The sequence below is a fragment of the Pseudomonas sp. LG1D9 genome (genome assembly GCF_002949995.1).
Taxonomy (GTDB): domain Bacteria; phylum Pseudomonadota; class Gammaproteobacteria; order Pseudomonadales; family Pseudomonadaceae; genus Aquipseudomonas; species Aquipseudomonas proteolytica.
On record NZ_CP026881.1, the window covers coordinates 3,884,596 to 3,910,966 of the forward strand.

A 26,371-nucleotide genomic window follows, 5' to 3' on the forward strand; every position below is an offset into this window, starting at 1 on the left:
AGACTTCCCGGCCCTGCTAGACGAACCCCATCATGCGCGTTGCTGACTTTACTTTTGAACTCCCGGATTCGCTGATTGCTCGCCACCCTTTGGCCGAGCGTCGCGCCAGTCGACTGTTGACCCTGGACGGGGTCAGCGGTGCCCTTGCACACCGTCAATTCACTGATTTGCTTGAGCATTTGCGCCCAGGCGACTTGATGGTCTTCAACAATACCCGGGTGATTCCGGCGCGGCTGTTTGGCCAGAAAGCTTCCGGCGGCAAGCTGGAAATTCTGGTGGAGCGGGTGCTGGACAGCCATCGTGTGCTGGCCCATGTGCGCTCCAGCAAGTCGCCCAAACCAGGGTCGAGCATCCTGATTGATGGCGGTGGCGAAGCCCAGATGGTGGCGCGCCATGACGCGTTGTTCGAACTCAGGTTTGCCGAGGAAGTGTTGCCGCTGCTGGAGCGTGTCGGCCATATGCCGTTGCCTCCTTATATAGACCGCCCCGACGAAGATTCGGACCGCGAGCGCTATCAGACGGTGTACTCCCAGCGCCTGGGCGCGGTCGCTGCGCCGACTGCCGGGCTGCATTTCGACCAGCCGCTGCTGGATGCGATTGCCGCCAAGGGCGTCGAGACTGCCTATGTGACCCTGCACGTGGGGGCCGGGACGTTTCAGCCGGTGCGTGTGGATAACATCGAAGATCACCATATGCACAGCGAATGGCTGGAAGTCAGCCAGGACGTCGTGGACGCGGTCGACGCGTGCAAGGCGCGCGGTGGGCGAGTGGTCGCAGTGGGCACCACCAGCGTGCGGTCCCTGGAGAGTGCGGCGCGCGATGGCGTGCTCAAGCCGTTCAGTGGCGACACCGATATCTTTATCTACCCAGGCCGGCCATTCCATGTGGTCGATTGCCTGGTCACCAACTTCCATTTGCCCGAATCCACGCTATTGATGCTGGTCTCGGCATTTGCCGGTTACCCCGAGACCATGGCCGCCTACCAGGCCGCCATCGATAACGGGTACCGTTTTTTCAGCTACGGTGATGCGATGTTTATCACCCGTAATCCGGCGCCGCGCGGCCCAGAGGAACAACTATGAGTCGTATGTCGTTTGAATTGTTGGCCACCGACGGCAAGGCCCGTCGCGGTCGGCTGACCTTCCCCCGTGGCACCGTGGAGACCCCGGCGTTCATGCCGGTCGGCACCTACGGCACCGTCAAGGGCATGCTGCCGCGTGACATCGTTGCCACCGGTGCCGAGATCATCCTCGGCAACACCTTCCACCTGTGGCTGCGCCCGGGCACGGAAGTGATCAAGAAGCATGGCGACCTGCACGATTTCATGAAGTGGCAAGGCCCGATCCTCACCGACTCCGGTGGCTTCCAGGTGTTCAGCCTGGGCGCCATGCGCAAGATCAAGGAGGAGGGCGTGACCTTCGCCTCGCCGGTGGACGGTTCCAAGGTGTTCATGGGCCCGGAAGAGTCGATGCAGGTCCAGCGCGACCTGGGCTCCGACATCGTGATGATTTTTGACGAGTGCACGCCGTACCCGGCCGATGAAGACGTGGCGCGCATCTCCATGGAGCTGTCGTTGCGTTGGGCCCAGCGTTCGAAGAATGCCCACGGCGACAACACTGCTGCGCTGTTCGGCATCGTCCAGGGCGGCATGCACGAAAGCCTGCGCAAGCGCTCGCTCGAAGGCCTGGACAAAATCGGTTTCGATGGCCTGGCCATTGGTGGCCTGTCGGTGGGCGAGCCCAAGCACGAGATGATCAAGGTGCTGGACTACCTCCCAGGCCTGATGCCTTCTGACAAACCTCGTTACCTTATGGGCGTTGGCAAACCAGAAGATCTCGTAGAGGGTGTGCGCCGCGGTGTGGACATGTTCGATTGCGTGATGCCAACCCGTAATGCCCGCAATGGGCATCTGTTCATTGATACAGGCGTGCTGAAGATCCGTAACGCGTTCCATCGCCATGATGATTCGCCGCTGGATTCCACCTGTGATTGCTACACCTGCCAGAACTTCTCCCGTGCTTATCTGCACCATCTGGACAAATGCGGGGAAATGCTGGGTAGCATGTTGAATACCATCCACAATTTGCGTCACTACCAAGTCCTGATGGCTGGTTTGCGCGAGGCTATTCAACAGGGTACATTGGCCGCCTTTGTCGATGCCTTCTATGCCAAGCGCGGGCTTCCCGTGCCGCCCTTGGACTGAGTTTCCCGACCCTAAGATTCACTATTTGCAACTGGAGTGCTAAATGAGCTTTTTTATCTCTAACGCTATGGCTGACGCCGCTGCACCGGCCGCTGCCGGTCCTATGGGCGGTGGTTTCGAGTGGATTTTCCTGGTCGGCTTCCTGGTCATCTTCTACCTGATGATCTGGCGTCCACAGGCCAAGCGCGCCAAAGAGCAGAAAAACCTGCTGGGCAGCTTGCAAAAAGGTGACGAAGTTGTGACCACCGGCGGTATCGCTGGCAAGATCACCAAGGTTTCCGACGCTTTCGTAGTCCTGGAAGTCTCCGACACCGTTGAAATGAAGTTCCAGAAAGGCGCCATCGCCGCCACGCTGCCTAAAGGCACGCTCAAAGCGATCTGAGTAACAACTTTTACCAATCGACGGGGCGCGCAAGGCGCCCCGCGTCATAAGCGGGCGGCGTGATGCTGAACAAATACCCTCTGTGGAAATACGTACTGATCCTGGCGGTGCTGGCGATCGGTTTTATTTATTCCGCTCCCAATCTCTATCCTGATGACCCTGCGATCCAGATCACTGGCGCCAGCACTTCGCTGCAGGTCAATCAGGCTGATCTGGACCGCGCGAGCAAAGCGCTCACTGACGCGGGAATCCAGGTCAAGGCGGCAACATTGGCAGCTGATGCGAAGGGCGGCTTGTTGCGCCTGACCAAGCAGGAAGACCAATTGCCGGCCAAGGATGTCGTGCGCAAGGTGATGGGTGATGACTACGTAGTCGCGCTTAACCTGGCACAGACCACGCCGAAATGGCTGCGGAGCATCGGCGCACACCCGATGAAACTGGGCCTGGACTTGTCCGGTGGTGTGCACTTCCTGTTGGAAGTGGACATGGACAAAGCCCTCGACGCACGCATGAAAGTCTACGAAGGCGATGTGAAGAGCCTGCTGCGCAAAGAGCGCCTGCGTTATCGCAGCCTGCCGCAACTCAACGGTGCCATCCAGCTGGGCTTTGCTGACGAAGCTATCCGTGAACAGGCGCGCGCCCTGATTCGCAAGAGCTTCAACGATTTCGACATTGTGCCCGCCGACCTCAATGGTCAGCCGGTGCTGCGTCTGGCGATGACCCCGGCCAAGCTGGCGGAAATCCGTGAATACTCCATCAAGCAGAACTTGACCACGGTCCGTAACCGCGTCAACGAGCTGGGTGTGGCCGAGCCTCTGGTTCAGCGCCAGGGTGCCAACCGCATCGTGGTCGAACTGCCGGGTGTGCAGGATACTGCTGAAGCCAAGCGGATCCTGGGCAAGACTGCCAACCTTGAATTCCGCCTGGCCGCCGAGCCGGGTGCTTCCAAGGCCACCTCCGAGACTTTCGAGTTCCGTGAAGGCAACCGTCCTCCAGCGCAGATCGAGCGTAGCCTGATCATCACGGGCGACCAGGTGACAGACGCCAAGGCCGGTTTCGGTGAGCATGGCACGCCTGAAGTGAACATCCGCCTGGATGGTCATGGTGGCGAACTGATGAGCCGCGCAACCCGCAGCAACGTCGGTCGCAGCATGGCGGTGATCTTCATCGAGCAGCGTCCGGTAACCACTTACGTCAAGCAAATGGTCAATGGCGTCGAAAAAGACGTCGCGGTGCAGACCTTCAAGGAAGAGAAGAAGATCATCAGCCTGGCGACCATCCAGTCGCCACTGGGTGCTCAATTCCGCATCACTGGCCTGAACGGCCAAGGCGAATCGTCCGAGTTGGCCCTGCTGCTGCGTGCTGGTGGCCTGGCTGCGCCGATGTACTTCGCTGAAGAGCGCACCATCGGTCCAAGCCTGGGTGCCGACAACATCACCAAGGGTGTCGATGCGTCGCTGTGGGGCATGTTGTTCGTGTCCCTGTTCATCATCGCCATCTATCGCTTCTTTGGCGTCATCGCCACCGTCGCGCTGGCGGGCAACATGGTCATGCTGCTGGCCTTGATGTCGCTGCTGGGGGCTACACTGACCCTGCCGGGTATCGCCGGTATCGTACTCACCATGGGTATGGCGGTGGACGCCAACGTGCTGATCTTCTCGCGGATTCGTGAAGAGATCGCGGCGGGCATGAGCGTGCAACGGGCAATCAACGAAGGTTTCGGCCGGGCATTCACGGCAATTCTCGACTCCAACCTGACCACGTTGCTGGTTGGCGGGATTCTCTTTGCCATGGGCACCGGTCCGGTCAAGGGCTTTGCGGTGACCATGTCCCTCGGTATCTTTACCTCGATGTTCACGGCCATCATGGTGACCCGCGCAATGGTCAACCTGATCTTTGGCGGGCGTGACTTCAAGAAGTTGTGGATTTAAGGGGCTGCCATGTTACGTACAATCAACTTCATGGGCGTTCGCAACGTTGCGTTCGGCGTCACTGTGCTCCTTACCGTCCTGGCGTTGTTCAGCTGGTTCCATAAGGGCCTGAACTACGGTCTGGACTTCACCGGCGGTACGCTCATCGAGCTGACCTACGAGAAGCCGGCCGACGTAACCAAGGTGCGTACCCAACTGAACGAGGCCGGTTATCACGAGGCCATCGTGCAGAGTTTTGGCGCGACCACCGACCTGCTGGTGCGTATGCCTGGCGAAGACCCGCAACTGGGTCACCAGGTAGCGGAGGCCTTGCTCAAGGTCGGCGGCGACAACCCGGCGTCGGTCAAGCGCGTCGAGTTCGTCGGCCCGCAGGTGGGTGAAGAACTGCGCGACCAAGGCGGCCTCGGCATGCTGATGGCGCTGGCCGGCATCATGATCTACCTGGCCTTCCGCTTTCAGTGGAAGTTCGGGGTTGGTGCCATTGTCTCGCTGATCCACGACGTGATCGTGACCGTGGGTATCCTGGCGTACTTCCAGATCACCTTCGACCTGACAGTATTGGCGGCGGTGCTGGCGATCATTGGTTACTCCCTCAACGACACCATCGTGGTATTCGACCGGGTTCGCGAGAACTTCCGGGTACTGCGCAAGGCGACGTTGATCGAGAACATCAACATCTCCACCACCCAGACCCTGTTGCGCACCATGGCGACGTCGATCTCCACCTTGCTGGCGATTGCCGCATTGATGATCTTCGGTGGCGACAACCTGTGGGGCTTCTCCCTGGCGCTGTTTATCGGCGTACTGGCGGGCACCTACTCGTCGATCTACATCGCCAACGTGGTGCTGATCTGGCTGAACCTCAACAGCGAGGACTTGATTCCTCCTGTTGCGACAGACAAGGAGGTCGACGACCGCCCTTGATGGGTGTTTGTTGATCTGCTGTTACAAAGAAGGCGTGAGTATTGAACTCGCGCCTTTTTTTTTGCTCCAAGGCTGGGTATAGCGCGGACGTTTCAGTCCGCTTGTGATGGTCAGGAGGTTCACGTGAACAAGTCGTTACTGGTTGGTGCGGTATTGGGTGCTGTCGGTGTGACTGCCGGGGGTGCTGTTGCCACCTACAGCCTGGTAAAAAGCGGCCCTGAGTATGCGCAAGTGCTGGCGGTGCAGCCGGTCAAGACCCAGATCAAAACCCCTCGTGAAGTCTGCAAGGACGTCACCGTGACCCGGCAACGTCCGGTGCAGGATCAGCATCAAATCGCCGGTACCGTGGTTGGCGCCCTGGCCGGCGGCCTGCTGGGTAACCAGATCGGCGGCGGTACTGGCAAGAAGATTGCCACCGTAGCCGGCGCAGTGGGTGGTGGTTATGCCGGTAACAAGGTTCAGGAAGGCATGCAGAACCGTGATACCTACACCACCACCCAGACGCGCTGTAACACCGTCAACGACATCAGTGACAAGGTTGTCGGGTATGACGTGCGTTACAACCTGGATGGCAAGGAAGGATCGGTGCGTATGGAGCGTGATCCTGGTAGCCAGATCCCTGTGGATAAAGAGGGTCGCCTGGTCCTCGGCCAGAATCAGCAGTAATACCAAGTCTGGCGAAGTTCAAAATGTGGGAGCGGGCTGGCTCGCGAAAGCGGTGGGTCTGTACCGGTAAGCTAGCTGGCAGAGCGCTATCGCAGGCAAGCCAGCTCCCACATTGGGCATTGCCCAAATTGGTAGGAGCTGGTTCCGGCCAAATCCCAGGCATAAAAAAAGCACCCCTCGGGGTGCTTTTTTGTGCTCGCTCGCTTAACGCTTCAGCGAAGCCGGCAGGTGCGGCTGGATCGCCGTCAGTACTGCCTTGAAGCATTTGGTGTTGCCTGCAACCACGTGACCCTTCTCCAGGAAGTCGTGGCCGCCGGTGAAGTCGCTCACCAGGCCGCCGGCTTCTTGAATCAGCAGGGCGCCTGCAGCCATGTCCCACTCGGACAGGCCTGACTCCCAGAACGCATCAAAACGACCGGCGGCCACGTAGGCCAGGTCCAGGCTGGCTGCACCGGCGCGGCGGATGCCGGCGGTCTGGCCAACCAGGGCGCGGAACATGCCCAGGTAGTTTTCCAGGTTGTCCATCTGGTCATCACGGAACGGGAAGCCGGTGCCCAGCAGGGCGCCGTCCAGGCTGGTGCGACCGCTGACGCGCAGGCGGCGACCGTTCAGCTGGGCGCCACGGCCACGGCTGGCGGTGAATTCTTCCTGGCGAACCGGGTCGAGTACGACGGCGTGTTCCAGGCGGCCACGGTATTTGCAGGCAATGCTCACGGCAAAGTGCGGGATGCCGCGCAGGAAGTTGGTGGTGCCATCCAGTGGGTCGATGATCCACAGGTAGTCTTCGCCTTCGCCGCTGCCTTTGTGCAGGCCGGTTTCTTCGCCGAGGATGCCGTGGGTAGGGTAGGCCTTGCGCAGGGCGTCGATGATTTTCTGTTCGGCGGCGCGATCCACCTCGGATACATAATCCTTGGCGTCTTTTTCGTCGACCTTGATGGTATCCAGGCGCTCGATGGAGCGGAAGATCAATTCACTGGCGCTGCGGGCGGCGCGCAGCGCGATATTCAGCATGGGCTGCATGGATGTGTCACCTAAGGTTGTTAAAGAAAGCCGAGCATTCTAGCAGAAACTTTCTTCAGGTGAAGGACGACGTTCGCTTTCATGGCATAACCTTAGGCTGTTCTGTAAGATTTGCTCCCCTTTCCCGTGTCCGAGAGCGCCTCCCTTGCTGCAAAACATTAGTGTCGTCCTCGTCAATACCAGTCACCCCGGCAATATCGGCGGGGTGGCGCGGGCTATGAAGAACATGGGGCTGACGCGCCTGGTGCTGGTGGAGCCGCGTGTGTTCCCACACCATGAGGCCGACGCTCGCGCCTCCGGCGCCAATGACATCCTGGAAAAAGCCCAGGTCGTCGCCAGCCTGGAAGATGCTCTGGTCGGTTGTAATCTGGTGCTCGGCACCAGCGCCCGCGACCGCCGCATTCCCTGGCCGCTGCTCGATCCTCGCGAATGCGGGGCCAAAGTGGTCGAAGAGGCGGCCGGCGGCGCCGAAATCGCCTTGGTATTTGGTCGTGAAGACTCCGGCCTGACCAATGACGAGTTGCAGCGATGTCATTTTCACGTGCACATCCCATCAGACCCTGAATTCAGTTCTCTGAACCTCGGGGCCGCTGTGCAAGTGTTGAGTTATGAAGTGCGAATGGCCTGGTTGGCGGCACAAGGCCAGCCGAGCAAGATGGAGAAGGACGAGGTTGCATCCACCAAAAGTGGCGAGTTGGCCACCATGGATGAGCTGGAGCGGTTCTATGAGCACCTGGAGCAAACCCTGGTGGCCATCGAATTCCTCGATCCGGAAAAACCACGGCACTTGATGGCGCGCCTGCGCAGGCTTTACGGACGCAGCTCGGTCAGCCGGGCAGAAATGAATATATTGCGTGGCATCCTCACGGAAACCCAGAAAGCGGCCCGTGGCGAGCTTCTTAAGCGGAAGGATTAAAAATGTTCGAGCGTTTGCGAGAAGATATCCAGAGTGTTTTCCACCGTGACCCGGCGGCGCGCAACGCCTTTGAAGTGTTGACCTGCTACCCCGGGATGCATGCGATCTGGATTCACCGTCTGTCCGGTGCCTTGTGGGGTATGGGCTGGAAGTGGCTGGCGCGGCTGGTGTCGAACTTCGGTCGCTGGCTGACCGGGATCGAGATTCATCCGGGGGCCAAGGTGGGTCGTCGCTTCTTTATCGACCATGGCATGGGCATCGTTATTGGTGAAACCGCCGAGATTGGTGACGATGTGACCCTGTACCAGGGCGTGACTCTGGGAGGCACCACCTGGAATAAGGGCAAGCGTCACCCGACCCTTGAAAATGGCGTGGTGGTCGGGGCGGGGGCCAAGGTCCTGGGGCCGTTTACCGTTGGTGCCGGGGCCAAGGTCGGCTCCAATGCCGTAGTCACCAAGGCGGTGCCGCCAGGCGCCACCGTGGTAGGGATTCCCGGGCGGATCATCGTCAAACCGGAAGTCGGCGATGAGCAGGAGGCCAAACGCAAGGCCATGGCCGAGAAAATCGGCTTCGATGCCTACGGCGTCAGCGAAGACATGCCGGACCCGGTGGCGCGCGCCATTGGCCAGTTGCTCGACCATCTGCAGGCGGTAGACGGCAAGTTGGACGGCATGTGCGGCGCGCTGAAGGATCTGGGCAGTCCCTACTGTGCGAAGGATCTGCCTGAGTTGCGCGAAGAAGACTTCGCCGAAATAAAGGACGAAGCCGCCACCAAGGCCGGCTGAGTCCTCGCGATCATCGCAAGCCCCCCCCTTGTGGGAGCGGGCTTGCCCGCGAAGGCGGTGTCTCAGTCGCCTAAACGAATGGCTGACCCACCGCCTGCGCGAACAAGCCAGCTACCACAATTGATCTGCCGCGTGCCTGGCAATGCAGGTTGTCCGCTGCCGCTGTTCGATCCCACCCCGTCCTGCTACAATTCGCGCGCCCTTTTTACGGGTATTCCTGACTAAAGTACTAGGTCTTATAGTTGACTTAAATACTCGGGAATCGCATACTTGCTCCCATTCTGAAACACCTTGGTACTTGTCCATGAGACTGACTACAAAAGGCCGTTACGCGGTGACCGCCATGCTTGACCTGGCCCTGCACGCGCAAAACGGGCCGGTGTCCCTGGCCGATATCTCCGAGCGCCAAGGCATTTCCCTGTCTTACCTTGAGCAACTGTTCGCCAAGTTGCGCCGCAGTAACCTGGTTTCCAGTGTGCGCGGCCCGGGCGGCGGTTATCAGTTGTCCCGCGACATGCAGGGCATCCAGGTTGCCCAGGTGATCGACGCGGTGAATGAATCCGTCGATGCCACCAAGTGCCAGGGCCTGGGTGATTGCCATGCCGGCGACACCTGCCTGACGCACCACTTGTGGTGTGACCTGAGCCTGCAGATCCATGAGTTTTTGAGTGGTATCAGCTTGGCTGATCTTGTGACTCGCCGTGAGGTGCAGGAAGTAGCCCAGCGTCAGGACCAGCGCCGATGCAACACCAAGGCGCCGCGCCTGGACAAGATTGAAGCGTCCGCCGTCGAGTGACAGCCGCAGAGCTAACGGCACGCCAGCCAGCCTGATTTAGGAGAAAGTCCATGAAATTGCCGATTTACCTTGATTACTCAGCGACCACCCCGGTTGATCCGCGTGTCGCGCAAAAGATGAGCGAGTGCCTGCTGGTTGACGGAAACTTCGGCAACCCGGCCTCTCGCTCCCACGTTTTTGGCTGGAAGGCCGAGGAAGCGGTGGAGAACGCTCGTCGCCAGGTCGCAGACCTGGTCAATGCCGACCCGCGTGAAATCGTCTGGACTTCCGGTGCCACCGAGTCCGACAACCTGGCAATCAAGGGCGCCGCGCATTTCTATGCGACCAAGGGCAAGCACCTGATCACCACCAAGATCGAGCACAAGGCCGTCCTCGACACCATGCGCCAACTGGAGCGTGAAGGTTTCGAGGTTACCTACCTTGAGCCGACCACTGACGGTATCGTCACCCCGGCGATGATCGAAGCCGCGATGCGTGAAGACACCATTCTGGTTTCCGTGATCCATGTAAACAACGAAATCGGCACCATCAACGACATCGCCGCCATTGGTGAGCTGACCCGCTCCAAGGGCGTGTTGCTGCATGTCGATGCTGCCCAGTCCACCGGCAAGGTCGACATCGACCTGTCCAAGCTGAAAGTCGACCTGATGTCGTTCTCGGCCCACAAGACCTACGGCCCCAAAGGCATTGGCGCGCTGTACGTGAGCCGCAAGCCACGTGTGCGCATCGAAGCCACCATGCACGGCGGCGGTCACGAGCGCGGCATGCGTTCGGGCACCCTGGCGACCCACCAGATCGTGGGCATGGGCGAAGCCTTCCGCGTAGCCAAGGAAGACATGGCTGCCGAAAACGTGCGCATCAAGGCCCTCAGCGATCGCTTCTACAAGCAGGTCGAGAACCTTGAAGAGCTGTACATCAACGGCAGCATGACCGCCCGCGTACCGCACAACCTGAATTTGAGCTTCAACTACGTTGAAGGCGAGTCGCTGATCATGGCGCTCAAGGACCTGGCGGTTTCGTCCGGTTCGGCCTGCACCTCGGCCTCCCTTGAGCCGTCCTATGTCCTGCGCGCCCTGGGCCGCAACGACGAGTTGGCGCACAGTTCCATCCGCTTTACGTTCGGCCGTTTCACCACCGAAGAAGAAGTTGACTACGCGGCGCAGAAAGTCTGCGAAGCGGTCACCAAGCTGCGCACCCTGTCGCCGCTGTGGGACATGTTCAAAGACGGTGTCGATATTTCCAAGATCGAGTGGGCGGCACACTAAATATAGAAGCCGCCACCCAAGCTCTGTAGGAACGTGGCGGAAAACGCAGGCGTTTCTACAGGGTTCCAGAGCGGCCCTGATGAGTGAGGATTGAGTACCATGGCTTACAGCGAAAAGGTCATCGACCACTACGAAAACCCGCGCAACGTCGGCAAGATGGACGCGGAAGATCCTGATGTCGGCACCGGCATGGTCGGCGCTCCGGCGTGCGGCGACGTCATGCGCCTGCAGATCAAGGTCAACGAGCAGGGCATCATCGAAGATGCCAAGTTCAAGACCTACGGCTGCGGTTCGGCCATCGCCTCCAGCTCCCTGGCGACCGAGTGGATGAAAGGCAAGACTCTGGATGAAGCAGAGACCATCAAGAACACTCAGCTGGCCGAAGAACTGGCCCTGCCGCCAGTGAAAATTCACTGCTCGGTACTCGCAGAAGACGCCATCAAGGCGGCCGTTCGCGACTACAAGCAGAAGAAAGGCTTGATCTAAGCATTTGGCGACGAGTAAGGAGTCAACGATGGCTATCAGCATGACAGAAGCGGCTGCGCGGCACGTGCGACGCTCCCTGGATGGGCGCGGTAAAGGTGAGGGGATTCGTCTGGGTGTGCGCACCACGGGCTGTTCCGGCCTTGCCTATGTGCTGGAGTTCGTCGACGAGGTGGTTGCGGAAGACCAGGTGTTCGAAAGTCACGGCGAGAAAGTGATCATCGACCCTAAAAGCCTGACCTACCTGGACGGCACCGAGCTCGATTTCGTCAAGGAAGGGTTGAACGAAGGCTTCAAGTTCAACAACCCCAACGTGCGCGGTGAATGTGGCTGCGGCGAAAGCTTCAACATCTGAGGCTATTTGTGGGTACTCCTTGTCATTTCGCTTTATTCGAGCTGCAGCCGAGTTTTCGCCTGGACCTCGAACAGCTTGCCACGCGCTACCGTGAATTGGCGCGTGGGGTGCATCCGGACCGCTTTGCCGACGCTTCCGAGCGTGAGCAACGCCTGGCGCTGGAGCAGTCAGCCAGCCTCAACGAAGCCTATCAGACGCTCAAAAGCCCTCCCAAGCGCGCGCGTTACCTGCTCGCCATGGGCGGTCGCGAGTTGCCGCTGGAAGTTACGGTCCATGACCCTGATTTCCTGATGCAGCAGATGCAGTGGCGCGAGGAGCTCGAAGACTTGCAGGACGAGGCCGATCTGGCTGGCGTCGCGGTCTTCAAGCGCCGTCTGAAAGTGGCCCAGGATGAGCTCAACGAAAGCTTCGCAGCTTGTTGGGATGATGCAGCGCAGCGTGAACAGGCCGAACGCCTGATGCGGCGCATGCAGTTCCTCGAGAAGCTCACTTACGAAGTGCGCCAGTTAGAAGAGCGCCTCGACGATTAACCCAGTGCTGCACAGATTGCACGCCTGATAGACAGATAAGACCTGATTACCATGGCTCTACTGCAGATCGCCGAACCCGGCCAAAGTCCTCAACCGCACCAGCGTCGCCTGGCGGTTGGCATCGACTTGGGTACTACCAATTCACTGGTCGCCGCACTGCGCAGCGGTCTCTCCGAGCCGCTGCCCGATGCTGATGGCCAAGTGATCCTGCCGTCCGCCGTGCGCTATCACGCTGACCGCACCGAAGTGGGCGAGTCGGCCAGGCTCGCGGCCTCTACCGATCCGTTGAACACGGTGTTGTCGGTCAAGCGCTTGATGGGTCGTGGGTTGTCCGACGTCAAGCAATTGGGCGATCAACTGCCGTACCGCTTTGTCGGCGGTGAATCCCATATGCCGTTTATCGACACCATCCAAGGCCCGAAAAGCCCGGTGGAAGTGTCGGCCGATATCCTCAAGGTCCTGCGCCAGCGCGCCGAAACCACCTTGGGCGGCGAGCTGGTAGGGGCGGTGATCACCGTTCCGGCATATTTCGATGATGCCCAGCGCCAAGCCACCAAGGATGCGGCGAAACTGGCCGGCCTCAATGTCTTGCGCCTGCTCAACGAGCCAACCGCTGCTGCCGTGGCCTATGGCCTGGACCAGCATGCCGAAGGCCTGGTCGCGATTTACGACCTGGGTGGCGGTACTTTTGATATTTCCATCCTGCGCCTGACTGGCGGTGTTTTCGAAGTCCTGGCTACCGGTGGCGACAGTGCCCTGGGGGGTGACGATTTCGACCACGCCATCGCCGGTTGGATCATCACCAGCGCCGGCTTGTCCGCCGACCTCGATCCGGGCGCCCAGCGCAATCTGCTGCAAACGGCCTGCGCGGCCAAAGAAGCCCTGACTGACGCTGCATCTGTTGAGGTGTCCTACGGCTCATGGTCGGCTCAACTGACCCGTGAAGCCTTCGATGCGCTGATCGAGCCGATGGTTGCCCGTAGTCTGAAAGCCTGCCGTCGCGCCGTGCGTGACTCCGGTATCGAGCTGGAAGAAGTTGGCGCAGTGGTCATGGTTGGCGGTTCGACCCGTGTGCCACGGGTTCGCGAAGCCGTGGCCGAAGCCTTTGGTCGTCAGCCGCTGACCGAAATCGATCCGGATCAAGTGGTGGCCATTGGTGCTGCGATCCAGGCCGATACCCTGGCTGGCAACAAGCGAGAGGGTGGCGAACTGCTTCTGCTCGACGTAATTCCGTTGTCCCTGGGCCTGGAAACCATGGGTGGCTTGATGGAGAAGGTGATTCCACGCAACACCACCATTCCCGTCGCCCGCGCCCAGGACTTCACCACGTATAAAGATGGCCAGACGGCCATGATGATTCATGTGCTGCAAGGCGAGCGCGAGCTGATCAGCGACTGCCGCTCCCTGGCACGCTTTGAATTGCGCGGCATCCCGGCGATGGTCGCGGGCGCAGCGAAGATTCGCGTGACCTTCCAGGTCGACGCCGATGGCCTGCTCAGTGTGGCCGCGCGTGAGTTGGGCTCGGGCGTTGAAGCCAGTATCCAGGTCAAGCCGTCCTACGGCCTGACCGACGGCGAAATCGCCAAGATGCTCAAGGATTCGTTCCAGTATGCCGGTGACGACAAGGTCGCCCGTGTGCTGCGTGAACAGCAAGTCGATGCCCAGCGCCTTCTCGAGGCTGTGCAGGGCGCCCTTGAGGCCGACGGCGAGCGCCTTCTGGATGCTGAAGAACGCCTGGTCATCGACCTGCAGATGCAGGAACTGGCCGAATTGATGAAAGGCACCGATGGTTATGCCATCGAACAACAGACCAAGCGCCTTTCACAAGTAACCGATGCCTTTGCCGCCCGTCGTATGAACCAGACGGTGAAAGCCGCCCTGGCGGGACGCAACCTGAATGAAATTGAGGAATAACTGATGCCGCAGGTCATTTTTCTGCCACACGCCGAGCATTGCCCGGACGGTATGGTCGTGGAGGCTGAGACCGGCAAGTCCCTTCTCGAAGTCGCCCATGACAACCACATCGAGATTGAGAGTGCCTGTGGTGGCGTCAATGCCTGCACCACCTGTCACTGCATTATCCGCGAAGGTTTCAATAGCCTCGAAGAGGCCGATGAGCTGGAAGAGGACTATCTTGATAGGGCATGGGGCCTGGAACCGACTTCGCGCCTGAGCTGTCAGGCAAAGGTGGGGACTGAAGACCTCACCGTCGAAATTCCGAAGTATTCCCTCAACCATGCGGCCGAAGCGCCGCACTGACTGGTAGTGCTGTCATGAATTATGGCTGGAATGATGTACAGCGCATTGCTGAAGAGTTGGCTGAAACCAAGCCGGATATTGATCCGCTGAAGGTCAACTTTGTCGACCTGCAGCGCTGGATCATGGAGCTTCCTGATTTCGACAACACCTCCGGTCGCTGCGGCGAGAAGGTGTTGGAAGCAGTTCAGGCGCTCTGGATAGAAGAAATAGACTGATCATCCCCGCAGGTTAGGCAATACCCAAGAACCCGCGTATAATTCGCGGGTTTAATTTTTCGCAAATTACCGTTTCTGGAGTTACACCATGGCTGTTCAACGTACTTTCTCCATCATCAAGCCTGACGCTGTTGCAAAAAACGTCATCGGCGAGATCACCACTCGTTTCGAAAAAGCCGGCCTGAAGGTTGTAGCTTCGAAACTCAAGCAACTGTCTAAGGCTGAAGCTGAAGGCTTCTACGCTGAGCACAGCGCTCGTGGTTTCTTCGGCGACCTGGTTGCCTTCATGATCTCCGGTCCTGTTGTTGTACAGGTTCTGGAAGGCGAAAACGCTATCGCTCTGAACCGTGAGCTGATGGGCGCTACCAACCCTAAAGAAGCTGCTGCCGGCACCATCCGTGCTGACTTCGCTGACTCCATCGACGCCAACGCTGTACACGGTTCGGACTCCGAAGCCGCTGCTGCTCGCGAAATTTCGTACTTCTTCGCAGCTACTGAAGTAACCACTCGCTAAGCATTGGCTTAAGAGTGAAGGTGAATCCATGACTACATCGACTGTAAAAACCAACCTGCTGGGGCTGACTCAACAGGAAATGGAAAAATTCTTCGACTCAATCGGGGAGAAGCGTTTCCGTGCCGGTCAGGTAATGAAGTGGATTCACCACTTTGGCGTCGACGATTTCGACGCCATGACGAACGTCAGCAAGGCCCTGCGCGACAAGCTCAAGGCTATTGCCGAGGTCCGTGGTCCCGAGGTTGTCAGCGAGGACATCTCCAGCGATGGCACCCGTAAGTGGGTGGTGCGCGTGGCGTCCGGCAGTTGCGTCGAGACCGTCTACATTCCCCAGGGCAAGCGCGGCACTTTGTGCGTTTCGTCCCAGGCAGGCTGTGCCCTGGACTGCAGTTTCTGCTCCACCGGCAAGCAAGGCTTCAATAGCAACCTCACCGCCGCCGAAGTCATCGGCCAGGTGTGGATTGCCAACAAATCCTTTGGCAGCGTCCCGGCAACCGTCGACCGTGCCATCACCAATGTGGTGATGATGGGCATGGGTGAGCCGCTGCTGAACTTCGACAACGTGATTGCGGCCATGCATTTGATGATGGACGACCTGGGCTACGGCATCTCCAAGCGCCGTGTGACCCTGTCGACCTCCGGCGTGGTCCCGATGATCGATGAGCTGGCCAAGCACATCGACGTCTCCCTGGCGTTGTCGCTGCACGCACCCAATGACGCATTGCGTAACCAATTGGTGCCGATCAACAAGAAGTATCCGCTTAAGATGCTGCTCGAGTCTTGCCAGCGTTATATGGCGACCTTGGGTGAGAAGCGCGTGCTGACCATTGAGTACACCATGCTCAAGGACATCAACGACAAGGTCGAACACGCGGTCGAGATGATCGAGTTGCTCAAGAACACCCCGTGCAAGATCAACCTGATCCCGTTCAACCCGTTTCCCCATTCTGGCTACGAGCGGCCGAGCAACAACGCCATCCGCCGTTTCCAGGATCAACTGCACCAGGCAGGCTACAACGTGACTGTGCGCACCACCCGTGGTGAAGACATCGACGCCGCCTGTGGCCAATTGGTCGGACAGGTGCTGGACCGCACCCGTCGCAGCGAGCGTTATATCGCCGTGCGTGAACTGAACGCCGCCGACGATTTGCCGCAAATTGCTGTGAATCGAATCTGAGAGAGGATCTCTATGCCCTTGCGCCTTGCGCTGCTTTTGCTTGTTGCCAGCCTCTCGGTTGGCTGTGTTTCATCGGGCTCTGACAGCCCGTTGCAAACCGGCAAGGGCCGTGACGAAGCGCGTGCTGCCTATGTGCAGTTGGGGCTGGGTTACCTGCGCCAGGGGTTGAGCGAGCAGGCCAAGGTGCCGCTGCAAAAGGCCCTGGCCCTCGACAACCAGGATGCCGACGCCAATGCGGCGCTGGCCCTGGTATTCCAGGCCCAGGCCGAGCCCGAGTTGGCCGACCAGTATTACCAGAAGGCTCTGGCGGTTCGCCCCCATGATCCGCGCCTGCTCAATAACTACGGCAGCTTCCTGTTCCAGCAGGAACGTTATGAACAAGCATCCGGTTATTTCCAGCAGGCAGCCACTGATACCCTATATCCTGAACGTTCGCGGGTTTTCGAGAACCTTGGGGTGACGTCTGTGCGCCTTGGCCAGCGGGAAAAAGCCCGCCAGCAACTGGAAAAAGCCCTGCACCTGAACCAACGCCAGCCACGGGCCTTGCTTGAAATGGCCCAGTTGTCGTTTGAAGACAGGCATTATGTGCCGGCACGTGACTATTACGAGCGTTTTAGCCTGCTCAGTGGGCAAAATGCACGTAGTCTATTGCTCGGTGTGCGCCTGGCCACGGTTCATGAAGAACGCGACAAGGCCGCACGTTTTGGCCAGCAACTAGAACGACTCTATCCCGGTACGCCGGAATATCAGCAATACCTGTCGGAGCAATGATGAAAGCCGCGCACCCGGAAGTTGTAGCCGCTAATCGCGTTAACCCAGGCGAGACCTTGCGTCAGGCCCGCGAAAGCAATGGTTGGTCACTGGAAGAAGTGGCCCTCAAGCTCAATTTGACCACCACTTCCCTGGGCAACCTGGAAAACGGCGCGTTCGACAAACTGCCCGGGCATACCTTCGCCCGCGGTTATATCCGTGCCTACGCCAAGCTGTTGGGCACCGACCAGGCCATCCTGGTCCAGCAATTCGACCAGTTCACCGGTACCGACTCCCAGGGCAGCAACGTGCACGGTCTCGGTCGTATTGAAGAACCGGTGCGCGTTTCCCACACTATTTTGCGAATTGTCAGCCTGTTGCTGTTGATTGCAGTGATCGGTGGTGGCTTTATCTGGTGGCAGGATCAGACCTCGCTGCGCAGCAAGGACCTGGTCAGTAACGCCCTGGAGCATGTCGAAGTCGAAAGCGCCGACGGCACCACCCAGATCCACCCCCTGGACGAGCCGGAAGACCAGGCTGTGGCCCAGGGCAAGGCCGCAGCTGGAACCAACCTTGACCTGCAAGCGGCTCAACCGCCCGTCGAAGCCGGCACTGAATCGGCTCCGGCCACCGTTGCGCCGGCTCCAGCCGTGCCGGCAACCCCGGCCCCGGCCACTGCGGCCCAGGCGCCCGCCGCTCCGGCCCCGACCCCGGTCGCGCCAACGGTAGCCGCCCCTGTCGCCCAGGCGCCTGCCAGTGTGGCCGGCGATGGCCGTCTCCAGATTACCTACGTCGCTGACTGCTGGACACAAGTCACCGATGGCAATGGCAAGGTCCTGTTCAGTGCTTTGAAGCGTAAGGGAGATACGCTTGATCAGGTCGGCAAGCCTCCTTTGACGCTGCGTCTGGGCTTTGCCCGTGGCGCGCAAGTGGCCTACAACGGCCAGCCTGTGGACGTGGCGCCGTTCACCAGTGGCGAGACCGCTCGCCTGAAGTTGGGACAATAGTCATGCACGGCGAATCTCCAATCAAACGTCGCGTATCGCGCAAGATCTGGGTTGGCTCCGTGCCGGTGGGTGGCGATGCCCCCATCGCCGTACAGAGCATGACCAACAGCGACACCAATGATGTGGCGGCCACCGTGGCCCAGATCAACCGCCTGGAGGCTGCGGGCGTCGATATCGTGCGGGTTTCCGTGCCGGATATGGACGCCGCCGAAGCCTTCGGTCGCATCAAGCAACTGGTCAAGGTGCCGTTGGTCGCCGATATTCACTTCGACTACAAGATCGCTCTGCGCGTAGCCGAACTGGGCGTCGACTGTCTGCGGATCAACCCGGGCAACATCGGCCGCGAAGACCGAGTGCGTGCCGTGGTCGACGCTGCCCGCGATCGCGGGATTCCGATCCGTATCGGCGTCAACGCCGGTTCCCTGGAAAAAGACCTGCAAAAGAAATATGGCGAGCCTACTCCGGCAGCGCTGGTCGAGTCCGCACTGCGCCATGTCGAGCACCTTGAACGCCTGAATTTCCAGGACTTCAAGGTCAGCGTAAAGGCTTCTGACGTGTTCATGGCCGTAGAAGCCTACCGCCTGTTGGCCAAGGAAATCGTGCAGCCGTTGCACCTGGGCATCACTGAAGCCGGCGGTTTGCGTTCAGGCACAGTGAAATCTGCAGTAGGTCTCGGTATGCTGCTGGCCGACGGGATTGGCGATACCATTCGCATCTCCCTGGCGGCGGACCCGGTAGAGGAAGTGAAAGTCGGCTACGACATTCTCAAATCCCTGCATCTACGCTCCCGTGGCATCAATTTTATTGCCTGCCCGAGCTGCTCGCGGCAGAACTTCGACGTGGTGAAAACCATGAACGAGTTGGAAGTACGCCTGGAAGACCTGCTGGTGCCGCTGGATGTCGCGGTCATCGGTTGTGTGGTCAACGGGCCAGGTGAGGCCAAAGAGGCTCATGTGGGCCTGACCGGCGGTACCCCGAACCTGATTTACATCGACGGCAAGCCGTCGCAGAAATTGACGAATGACAATCTGGTGGATCAGCTCGAAAAGCTGATCCGCGACAAAGCGGCCGAGAAGGTCGCCGCAGACGCAGCGCTGATCGCTCGCGGCTGATTGAACGAATTTAAGGATTTGATGTGAGCAAGTCTCTGCAAGCCATCCGTGGCATGAACGACATCCTGCCCGAACAGACGCCCCTGTGGCGCTATTTCGAGAGCACGGTCGCGCGCCTGCTGGATAACTACGGTTACAAGCAGATCCGCATGCCAATCGTCGAGTTCACCGAGCTGTTCAAGCGCTCCATCGGTGAAGTGACCGACATCGTCGAAAAAGAGATGTACACCTTCGAGGACCGCAACGGCGACTCCCTGACCCTGCGTCCGGAAGGTACCGCTGCGTGCGTGCGCGCCGTGCTTGAACATGGCATCACCGGTGGTGGGCAGACTCAGAAGCTGTGGTACATCGGCCCGATGTTCCGTCACGAACGCCCGCAAAAAGGCCGTTATCGCCAGTTTCACCAGATCGGTTGCGAAGTCTTCAACCTCGATGGCCCGGATATCGATGCCGAGCTGATCGTGCTGACCTGGCGTCTGTGGGGCCAGTTGGGCATTCGCGACGCGGTCAAGCTCGAACTCAACAGCCTGGGCACCAGCGAATCCCGTGGCCGCTACCGCGAAGCCCTGGTCGATTACCTGTCGGCCCACCTGGACAAGCTCGATGAAGACAGCCAGCGTCGCCTGAAGACCAACCCGTTGCGCGTCCTCGATACCAAGAACGCCGACACCCAGGCCGTGCTGGTCGACGCGCCGAAAATGGCCGACTACCTGGACGATGAATCCCGCACGCATTTCGAGGGCCTCAAGGCTCGCCTGGATGCGGCCGGTATTCCCTACGTGATCAACCCCAAGTTGGTGCGCGGCCTCGATTACTACAGCAAGACCGTGTTCGAGTGGGTCACCGACAAGCTCGGCGCCCAGGGCACCGTGTGTGCCGGTGGTCGCTACGACGGCCTGGTCGAGCAGATGGGCGGCAAGCCGACCACGGGCGTGGGCTTTGCCATGGGCATCGAGCGGCTGATCCTGCTGCTGGAAACCCTGGAGCAGATCCCCGAAGAAATTTCCCGTCAGGTGGACGTGTACCTGTGCGCCTTTGGCGAGGCGGCCGAACTGGCTGGCCTGGCCTTGAGCGAACAGTTGCGCGACCAACTGCCGAGCCTGCGCCTGCAGGTCAATGCCGGCGCTGGCAGCTTCAAGAGCCAATTCAAGAAAGCCGACAAGAGTGGCGCGTTGTACGCGCTGATCCTGGGCGACGATGAACTGGCCCAGCAAGTAGTAAGTGTCAAACCCCTGCGTGGCCAGGGCGAACAACAAAGCATTGCCTTTGATGCGCTTGCCGCGCACTTGGCCACCTGCATCGTGCAGGGTTGAAGCTGTCAAACAGCCGAATTTAGCGATTAAGGAGTATTGGGGTGTCGAGTACTGAAGATGATCAGCTGGCCGAGTTCAAAGACTGGTGGCAGCGTAACGGCAAACCCCTGGTAACTGGCGGCCTGTTGGCGCTGGTGGTGGTGTTCGGTTGGCAGGCGTTCCAGAAGTATCAGAGCAATCAGTCGCAAGGCGCCTCGATGCTCTATCAGCAACTGCTGGAAACCACGCTGACCCCTACTGGCAAGCCTGATCCTGCCCAAGTGGCGGACCTGGCCGGCAAGCTGAAAAACGAATTTGGCGGTAGCACCTACGCCCAATACGGCAGCCTGTTCGTCGCGAAAGTCGCGGTTGATACCGGCAAGCTGGATGACGCAGCCTCCGAACTCAAAGCCATCGCCGACAAGCCGAGCAACCCGACCCTGGGTGAAATCGCACGTCAGCGCCTGGCCCAGGTCCTGGCTGCACAGAACAAGGCCGACGAAGCACTGAAACTGCTCGACGGCGATGCTGACAAGGCATTTGTAGCCACTCGCGAAGAGCTCAAGGGGGACCTGCTGGTCCAATTGGGTCGTACCGACGAAGCCAATGCTGCGTACCAAAAAGCCAAGGCTGCGCTGTCTGATGAAGCAGCGGTCGGTGGCTTACAAATCAAGCTGGACGACTTGGCCAAAGGGGATGCGTGACGTGATCCGTTGGAAACATGCAGCATTGCTGGCTCTGGCCGTTTTGGCCGCGGGTTGCAGCAGCAACAGCAAAAAAGAACTGCCTCCGGCCGAGCTGACCAGCTTCAAGGAAGAAGTGGTCCTGCAAAAGCAGTGGAGCCGCTCCATCGGTGACGGCCAGGGTGATACCTACAACATGTTGGTACCGGCAATCGACGGTGACAACATTGTGGCCGCTGACGTGAATGGTGTCGTGATCTCCATGGACCGCATGAACGGCGACGTCAAGTGGAAGAAAGATCTCGAACTGCCGGTTTCCGGCGCCGTTGGCGTGGGTTACGGCATGGTGATGATCGGCACGCTGAAAGGCGAAGTCGTGGCCCTGGATTCGAGCACCGGTGAAGAGAAATGGCGCGCTCGCGTGACCAGTGAAGTGCTCGCACCGCCTGCCACCAATGGCGATATCGTCGTGGTGCAAACCCAGGATGACCGTGTCATCGGCCTTGACGCCAACACCGGTGAGCAGCGCTGGCTGTACGACAGCACCCCTGCGGTGCTGACATTGCGCGGTACCAGTGGTCCGGTTGTGACCAATAACCTGGCGCTGGCAGGTCTTTCGACCGGTAAAGTGGTCGCCCTGGATACCCAGAACGGCGTGCCGGCCTGGGAATCGCGGGTCGCTATTCCGCAAGGTCGCTCCGAGTTGGACCGTGTCGTGGACATCGACGGTGGCTTGCTGCTGTCGGGTGAAACGCTGTACGTCGCCACTTACCAGGGCCGTGTTGCGGCGCTGGACCTGCAAAGCGGCCGTGTTCTCTGGCAGCGTGATGCCTCCAGCTACGCCGGTGTCGCCCAAGGGTTTGGCAGCGTCTACGTGAGCCTGGCATCCGGTACCGTTGAAAGCGTCGACGAGCGTTCCACCACAGCCCTGTGGAGCAACGACTCGCTGGCTCGCCGTCAACTGTCGGCGCCGGAAGTGTTCTCCAGCTATGTAGCGGTAGGCGACCTGGAAGGTTACCTGCACCTGCTGAGCCAGGTGGACGGGCGCTTTGTCGGCCGTGAACGTATCGACAGCGACGGCCTGCGTGCGCGTCCGCTGGTGGTAGGCAACATGCTTTATGTGTTTGGTAACAGCGGCAAGCTGGAAGCCCTGACCATCAAGTAAGAACTATGCTTGGGGTAACCCCCAGGCGGCCCTACTTCAATACCTGTTGCTGTAGGAGCGAGCTTGCTCGCGAAGGACGTCAACGATAACGCGGGTTTTCTGGATAAACGCGTCGTCCTCGGGTTTTTCGCGAGCAAGCTCGCTCCTACAGTAGCGGGGGCAGAGCAGGGCATGTGGCATTTCAAATGCCGCCCCGAGCACCAGCCGCTGCCTTGCAGCGGCTTTTGTATTTTCTGAAATAACGCAGTGGAGAGCCGCATGGTTCCCGTAATCGCCCTGGTGGGCCGACCTAACGTCGGCAAGTCCACCTTGTTCAACCGCCTGACCAGGACTCGCGACGCCATCGTCGGCGACTTGTCCGGTCTGACCCGTGATCGCCAATACGGTGAGGCAAAGTGGCAAGGGCGCTCCTACATTATTGTCGACACCGGAGGTATCTCCGGTGACGAGCATGGCATGGACGAAAAGATGGCCGAGCAGTCGCTGCTGGCCATTGAAGAAGCCGATGTCGTGTTGTTCCTGGTGGATGCCCGTGCGGGCTACACCGCTGCCGACCAGATGATCGGCGAGCACCTGCGCAAGCGCAACAAGCGTTCCTATCTGATCGCCAACAAGATCGACAACATCGATCCTGAGGCGGCCCGCGCCGAATTCAGCCCGATGGGCCTGGGTGACGCGATCCCGGTCGCCGGTGCCCATGGTCGCGGCATCACCCAGATGCTGGAAATCGCCCTGCGCGACTTCCCCAAGGATGACGCCGACGAAGTTGAAGGCGAAGAAGAGCTCGTTGCCGAAGGTGAGGAAGCCAAGCGCATTCCTGGCCCAAGCGAAAAAGACGGCATCAAGATCGCCATCATTGGCCGTCCGAACGTCGGCAAGTCGACCCTGGTCAACCGCATGCTCGGTGAAGACCGGGTAATCGTCTATGACCAGCCCGGCACCACCCGTGACAGCATCTACATCCCGTTCGAGCGCAACGACGAGAAGTACACGCTGATCGACACCGCCGGTGTGCGCAAGCGCGGCAAGATCCACGAGGAAGTCGAAAAGTTCTCGGTGGTGAAAACCCTGCAGGCGATCAAAGACGCCAACGTGGTGATCTTCGTCATGGACGCCCGCGAAGGCGTGGTCGACCACGACCTCAACCTGCTGGGCTTTGCCCTGGAGGCCGGTCGGGCATTGGTGATCGCGATCAACAAATGGGACGGCATGACCCCGAGCGAGCGTGACTTCGTCAAGGTCGAGCTGCAACGCCGGTTGTTCTTCGTCGACTTCGCCGACATCCACTTTATCTCGGCGCTGCACGGCACCGGCGTGGGCAACCTCTACGCCTCGGTACAGAACTCGTTCAAGTCTGCGGTCACCCGCTGGCCGACCAACCGCCTGACCCAGATCCTTGAGGATGCAGTTGGCGAGCACGCGCCGCCGATGGTCAACAACCGCCGGATCAAGCTGCGTTACGCCCACTTGGGTGGTGCCAACCCGCCGATTATCGTGATCCACGGTAACCAGATCGAGAAGGTGCCTAAGTCCTACGTGCGCTACCTGGAAAACACCTACCGTCGTGTCTTGAAGCTGGTCGGTACGCCGATCCGCATCGAGTTCAAAGGTGGCGAGAACCCGTACGAAGGCAACAAGAACAGCCTGACTGACCGCCAAGTGAACAAGAAACGTCGCTTGATGAGCCACAACAAGAAGGCTGACAAAAAGCGTAAAGACCGCCGCTGACTGTGGGGCTGGCGTGTGTGGGAGCGGGCTTGCCCGCAATAGCGATAGATCAGACACCAACTTGCTGACTGACCCACCGCTACCCAGGCAAGCCAGTACCTATACCAGTTAGGCGTTACCCAAAAAGGGCTCTGAACGAGCCCTTTTTTGTGCCTCACGATTGACCCCTCGGCGCTTGCAGCTTACAACTTGTAACTCACCGTCAGGGGCCCACCGAATGATCACCAGCAAGCTGCCAAACGTCGGCACCACCATCTTCACCACCATGTCGCAACTCGCTGCGCAAACCGGCGCGCTGAACCTGTCCCAGGGCTTCCCCGATTTCAACGGCCCCCAGGCCTTGCTCGACGCGGTGGGCAAACATGTTGCCAACGGTCATAACCAATACGCGCCAATGACCGGTCTACCGGCCCTGCGCCAGCAAGTTGCGGCCAAGGTCGCCCGCAGCTACGGCGTGCAGGTTGATCCCGACAGCGAGGTGACCATCACCCCCGGCGCCACCCAGGCGATCTTCTGTGCGATCCAGGCGGTGATCCGCAGCGGTGATGAAGTCATCGTCTTCGACCCGTGCTACGACAGCTACGAGCCCTCTGTGGAGTTGGCCGGCGGTCGTTGTGTGCATGTGCCATTGGGGCTGGCGGACTTCAGCCTGGATTTCGAGCAGATCAAGGCCGCGCTATCACCGCGCACGCGCATGATCATCCTCAACACCCCGCACAACCCCAGCGGCGCCCTGATCAGCCGTGCCGAGCTGGACCAGTTGGCCGAGCTGATCCGTGACCGCGATATCTATCTGGTCAGCGATGAGGTCTACGAACACCTGGTATTCGATGGCGTGCCCCACGTCAGCGTCCTGGCCCACGAGGAGCTGTATCAGCGCGCGTTCGTGGTCAGCTCCTTTGGCAAGACCTACCACGTTACTGGCTGGAAGACCGGTTACGTGGTTGCGCCTGCGGCCTTGAGCGCCGAACTGCGCAAGGTGCATCAATACGTCAGCTTCTGCGGCGTGACGCCGTTGCAGTTCGCCCTGGCCGACTTTATGGCCGAGCACCCTGAACACGTCGAGGAGCTACCGGCTTTTTACCAGGCCAAGCGTGACCTGTTCTGCGATCTGCTGGCCCCCTCGCGTTTCAGTTTCACGCGGGTGGCCGGTACTTACTTTCAACTGGTGGATTACTCACAGATTCGCCCGGACCTGGATGACGTGGCCATGTCGCTGTGGATGACCCGCGAACATGGCGTGGCGACGATTCCGGTCTCGGTGTTCTACCAGAACCCACCCCAAGGCCAGCGCCTGGTGCGCCTGTGCTTTGCCAAACGCGAGGAGACGCTGCGCCAAGCAGCCGAGAAACTATGCGTGATCTGAGTGCGTTACCCGATCTGAACATCGCCCTGGTCCAGACCACCCTGGCCTGGCATGACCGCCAGGCCAACCTGGAGCATTTCGAGTTGCTGCTGGAGCAAGCCAGGGGCGCCGACTTGATCGTGCTGCCGGAAATGTTCACCACCGGTTTTTCCATGGAGTCCGAAGCCCTGGCCGAAGCCGAAAACGGCCCGACCCATGAGTGGCTCAAGGTCCAGGCGCAGCAGTACAACGCGGTCATTACCGGCAGCGTGATTATCCAGGCCGCCGATGGCAGTCACCGCAACCGCCTGTTGTGGGCGCGACCCGATGGCGAGGTGTTGCACTACGACAAGCGGCACCTGTTTCGCATGGCGGGTGAGCACAATCACTACACCCCGGGCGAGCGGCAGGTGCAGTTCGAGCTCAAGGGCTGGCGGATTCGCCCGCTGATCTGCTACGACCTGCGCTTCCCGGTGTGGAGTCGTGATGCCCAGGATACGGACCTGTTGTTGTACACCGCCAATTGGCCGGGGGCACGGCGCCAGCACTGGAACCGCCTGTTGCCGGCGCGGGCCATCGAGAACTTGTGCTATGTGGCGGCGGTAAACCGGGTGGGGACGGACGGGAAGGGGTTTGCTTACACGGGGGACAGCCAAGTCCTCGACTTCCAGGGCGAAAGCCTGTTGAGCGCAGGGGAGGCGGACGGGGTGTTCCAGGTCTGCCTGGAGGCGGCGCAATTGGCTGAATATCGCCAGAGGTTTCCGGCGAACCTGGATGCCGATAGCTTTCAGTTTGTCTGATAAATCTTTGGTGTATGGGGGATAGCTATCGCGGGCAAGCCCGCTCCCACAGGGAAATGCATTCCAAA

29 protein-coding genes are annotated in these 26,371 nt (G+C 59.8%); 28 read left to right on the forward strand and 1 reads right to left on the reverse strand.

The features are described 5' to 3' along the window. The first annotated feature begins 32 nt into the window (after positions 1-32). The 6 genes from queA to C5F71_RS18220 all read left to right on the forward strand — a co-directional run bounded on the left by queA (position 33) and on the right by C5F71_RS18220 (position 6,106). The gene (gene queA, locus C5F71_RS18195; RefSeq protein ID WP_104911670.1) at positions 33-1,082 is read left to right on the forward strand and encodes a tRNA preQ1(34) S-adenosylmethionine ribosyltransferase-isomerase QueA; all 1,050 of its coding nucleotides are present in this window, start codon (positions 33-35) and stop codon (positions 1,080-1,082) included. A gap of 5 nt (positions 1,083-1,087) precedes the next feature. Continuing rightward, the gene (gene tgt / locus C5F71_RS18200) at positions 1,088-2,203 is read left to right on the forward strand and encodes a tRNA guanosine(34) transglycosylase Tgt (RefSeq protein ID WP_177410436.1); all 1,116 of its coding nucleotides are present in this window, start codon (positions 1,088-1,090) and stop codon (positions 2,201-2,203) included. A 43-nt stretch (positions 2,204-2,246) separates the two neighbouring features. Continuing rightward, complete coding sequence (yajC, locus tag C5F71_RS18205) at positions 2,247-2,585, forward strand: preprotein translocase subunit YajC (protein ID WP_003175975.1); 339 nt, start codon at positions 2,247-2,249, stop codon at positions 2,583-2,585. 62 nt (positions 2,586-2,647) lie between these two features. Further along, on the forward strand, positions 2,648-4,516 hold the full coding sequence (secD, locus tag C5F71_RS18210) for a protein translocase subunit SecD (RefSeq protein ID WP_029298580.1): 1,869 nt from the start codon (positions 2,648-2,650) through the stop codon (positions 4,514-4,516). A 9-nt stretch (positions 4,517-4,525) separates the two neighbouring features. Next, positions 4,526-5,440, forward strand: coding sequence for a protein translocase subunit SecF (secF, locus tag C5F71_RS18215; RefSeq protein WP_029298578.1), 915 nt, complete (start codon positions 4,526-4,528; stop codon positions 5,438-5,440). A 123-nt stretch (positions 5,441-5,563) separates the two neighbouring features. Next, positions 5,564-6,106, forward strand: coding sequence for a glycine zipper 2TM domain-containing protein (locus C5F71_RS18220; RefSeq protein WP_104911672.1), 543 nt, complete (start codon positions 5,564-5,566; stop codon positions 6,104-6,106). A 204-nt stretch (positions 6,107-6,310) separates the two neighbouring features. Here C5F71_RS18220 and suhB read toward each other — a convergent pair whose 3' ends face one another. Next, entirely contained in the window at positions 6,311-7,126 is an 816-nt protein-coding gene (suhB, locus tag C5F71_RS18225) for an inositol-phosphate phosphatase (protein ID WP_003175971.1), read from the reverse strand. Positions 7,127-7,271: 145 nt separating this feature from the next. Here suhB and trmJ point away from each other — a divergent pair, with 145 nt between their 5' ends. From trmJ to C5F71_RS18330, 22 genes are all read left to right on the forward strand, one after another. Then, positions 7,272-8,042, forward strand: coding sequence for a tRNA (cytosine(32)/uridine(32)-2'-O)-methyltransferase TrmJ (gene trmJ / locus C5F71_RS18230; protein ID WP_104911673.1), 771 nt, complete (start codon positions 7,272-7,274; stop codon positions 8,040-8,042). A 2-nt stretch (positions 8,043-8,044) separates the two neighbouring features. Next, entirely contained in the window at positions 8,045-8,827 is a 783-nt protein-coding gene (gene cysE / locus C5F71_RS18235) for a serine O-acetyltransferase (protein WP_029298570.1), read from the forward strand. A gap of 304 nt (positions 8,828-9,131) precedes the next feature. Next, the gene (iscR, locus tag C5F71_RS18240) at positions 9,132-9,623 is read left to right on the forward strand and encodes a Fe-S cluster assembly transcriptional regulator IscR (protein WP_003210305.1); all 492 of its coding nucleotides are present in this window, start codon (positions 9,132-9,134) and stop codon (positions 9,621-9,623) included. Between the two features lie 50 nt (positions 9,624-9,673). Then, positions 9,674-10,888: an IscS subfamily cysteine desulfurase gene (locus C5F71_RS18245; RefSeq protein ID WP_070994737.1), complete on the forward strand. Its 1,215-nt coding sequence runs from the start codon at positions 9,674-9,676 to the stop codon at positions 10,886-10,888. Positions 10,889-10,987: 99 nt separating this feature from the next. Beyond that, positions 10,988-11,374: a Fe-S cluster assembly scaffold IscU gene (gene iscU / locus C5F71_RS18250; RefSeq protein WP_003443374.1), complete on the forward strand. Its 387-nt coding sequence runs from the start codon at positions 10,988-10,990 to the stop codon at positions 11,372-11,374. A 28-nt stretch (positions 11,375-11,402) separates the two neighbouring features. Next, complete coding sequence (iscA, locus tag C5F71_RS18255; protein ID WP_010565230.1) at positions 11,403-11,726, forward strand: iron-sulfur cluster assembly protein IscA; 324 nt, start codon at positions 11,403-11,405, stop codon at positions 11,724-11,726. 8 nt (positions 11,727-11,734) lie between these two features. After that, positions 11,735-12,256, forward strand: coding sequence for a co-chaperone HscB (gene hscB, locus C5F71_RS18260; protein WP_104911674.1), 522 nt, complete (start codon positions 11,735-11,737; stop codon positions 12,254-12,256). 51 nt (positions 12,257-12,307) lie between these two features. After that, a complete protein-coding gene (gene hscA, locus C5F71_RS18265) occupies positions 12,308-14,170 on the forward strand; it encodes a Fe-S protein assembly chaperone HscA (protein WP_029298553.1) in 1,863 nt (620 codons plus the stop codon). Positions 14,171-14,173: 3 nt separating this feature from the next. Next, complete coding sequence (fdx, locus tag C5F71_RS18270) at positions 14,174-14,515, forward strand: ISC system 2Fe-2S type ferredoxin (RefSeq protein WP_029298551.1); 342 nt, start codon at positions 14,174-14,176, stop codon at positions 14,513-14,515. Positions 14,516-14,529: 14 nt separating this feature from the next. Beyond that, the gene (gene iscX, locus C5F71_RS18275) at positions 14,530-14,730 is read left to right on the forward strand and encodes a Fe-S cluster assembly protein IscX (protein ID WP_092233830.1); all 201 of its coding nucleotides are present in this window, start codon (positions 14,530-14,532) and stop codon (positions 14,728-14,730) included. 88 nt (positions 14,731-14,818) lie between these two features. Next, complete coding sequence (gene ndk, locus C5F71_RS18280) at positions 14,819-15,244, forward strand: nucleoside-diphosphate kinase (protein ID WP_017846179.1); 426 nt, start codon at positions 14,819-14,821, stop codon at positions 15,242-15,244. Between the two features lie 28 nt (positions 15,245-15,272). Then, complete coding sequence (gene rlmN / locus C5F71_RS18285) at positions 15,273-16,421, forward strand: 23S rRNA (adenine(2503)-C(2))-methyltransferase RlmN (protein WP_029298546.1); 1,149 nt, start codon at positions 15,273-15,275, stop codon at positions 16,419-16,421. 12 nt (positions 16,422-16,433) lie between these two features. Beyond that, positions 16,434-17,192 (forward strand): type IV pilus biogenesis/stability protein PilW, encoded by a 759-nt coding sequence (pilW, locus tag C5F71_RS18290; protein WP_070994738.1) that lies wholly within the window; start codon positions 16,434-16,436, stop codon positions 17,190-17,192. Continuing rightward, complete coding sequence (locus C5F71_RS18295; protein WP_104911675.1) at positions 17,192-18,178, forward strand: RodZ family helix-turn-helix domain-containing protein; 987 nt, start codon at positions 17,192-17,194, stop codon at positions 18,176-18,178. The genes pilW and C5F71_RS18295 overlap by 1 nt, the downstream gene beginning before the upstream one ends. Before the next feature lie 2 nt (positions 18,179-18,180). Then, positions 18,181-19,290 carry a flavodoxin-dependent (E)-4-hydroxy-3-methylbut-2-enyl-diphosphate synthase gene (gene ispG, locus C5F71_RS18300; protein WP_029298540.1) on the forward strand — a complete coding sequence of 370 codons (1,110 nt, stop codon included), beginning with the start codon at positions 18,181-18,183 and terminating at the stop codon, positions 19,288-19,290. A 23-nt stretch (positions 19,291-19,313) separates the two neighbouring features. After that, entirely contained in the window at positions 19,314-20,603 is a 1,290-nt protein-coding gene (gene hisS, locus C5F71_RS18305) for a histidine--tRNA ligase (RefSeq protein ID WP_104911676.1), read from the forward strand. 41 nt (positions 20,604-20,644) lie between these two features. Continuing rightward, a complete protein-coding gene (locus tag C5F71_RS18310; RefSeq protein ID WP_029298536.1) occupies positions 20,645-21,286 on the forward strand; it encodes a tetratricopeptide repeat protein in 642 nt (213 codons plus the stop codon). Then, on the forward strand, positions 21,279-22,430 hold the full coding sequence (gene bamB / locus C5F71_RS18315) for an outer membrane protein assembly factor BamB (protein WP_029298534.1): 1,152 nt from the start codon (positions 21,279-21,281) through the stop codon (positions 22,428-22,430). The genes C5F71_RS18310 and bamB overlap by 8 nt, the downstream gene beginning before the upstream one ends. A 63-nt stretch (positions 22,431-22,493) precedes the next feature. Beyond that, positions 22,494-22,667 (forward strand): hypothetical protein, encoded by a 174-nt coding sequence (locus C5F71_RS28945; RefSeq protein ID WP_158682871.1) that lies wholly within the window; start codon positions 22,494-22,496, stop codon positions 22,665-22,667. 21 nt (positions 22,668-22,688) lie between these two features. After that, complete coding sequence (der, locus tag C5F71_RS18320) at positions 22,689-24,158, forward strand: ribosome biogenesis GTPase Der (RefSeq protein ID WP_029298532.1); 1,470 nt, start codon at positions 22,689-22,691, stop codon at positions 24,156-24,158. Between the two features lie 217 nt (positions 24,159-24,375). Next, positions 24,376-25,524 (forward strand): pyridoxal phosphate-dependent aminotransferase, encoded by a 1,149-nt coding sequence (locus C5F71_RS18325; protein ID WP_104911677.1) that lies wholly within the window; start codon positions 24,376-24,378, stop codon positions 25,522-25,524. Next, positions 25,512-26,303, forward strand: coding sequence for an amidohydrolase (locus C5F71_RS18330; protein ID WP_104912638.1), 792 nt, complete (start codon positions 25,512-25,514; stop codon positions 26,301-26,303). The genes C5F71_RS18325 and C5F71_RS18330 overlap by 13 nt, the downstream gene beginning before the upstream one ends. Positions 26,304-26,371 lie beyond the last annotated feature (68 nt).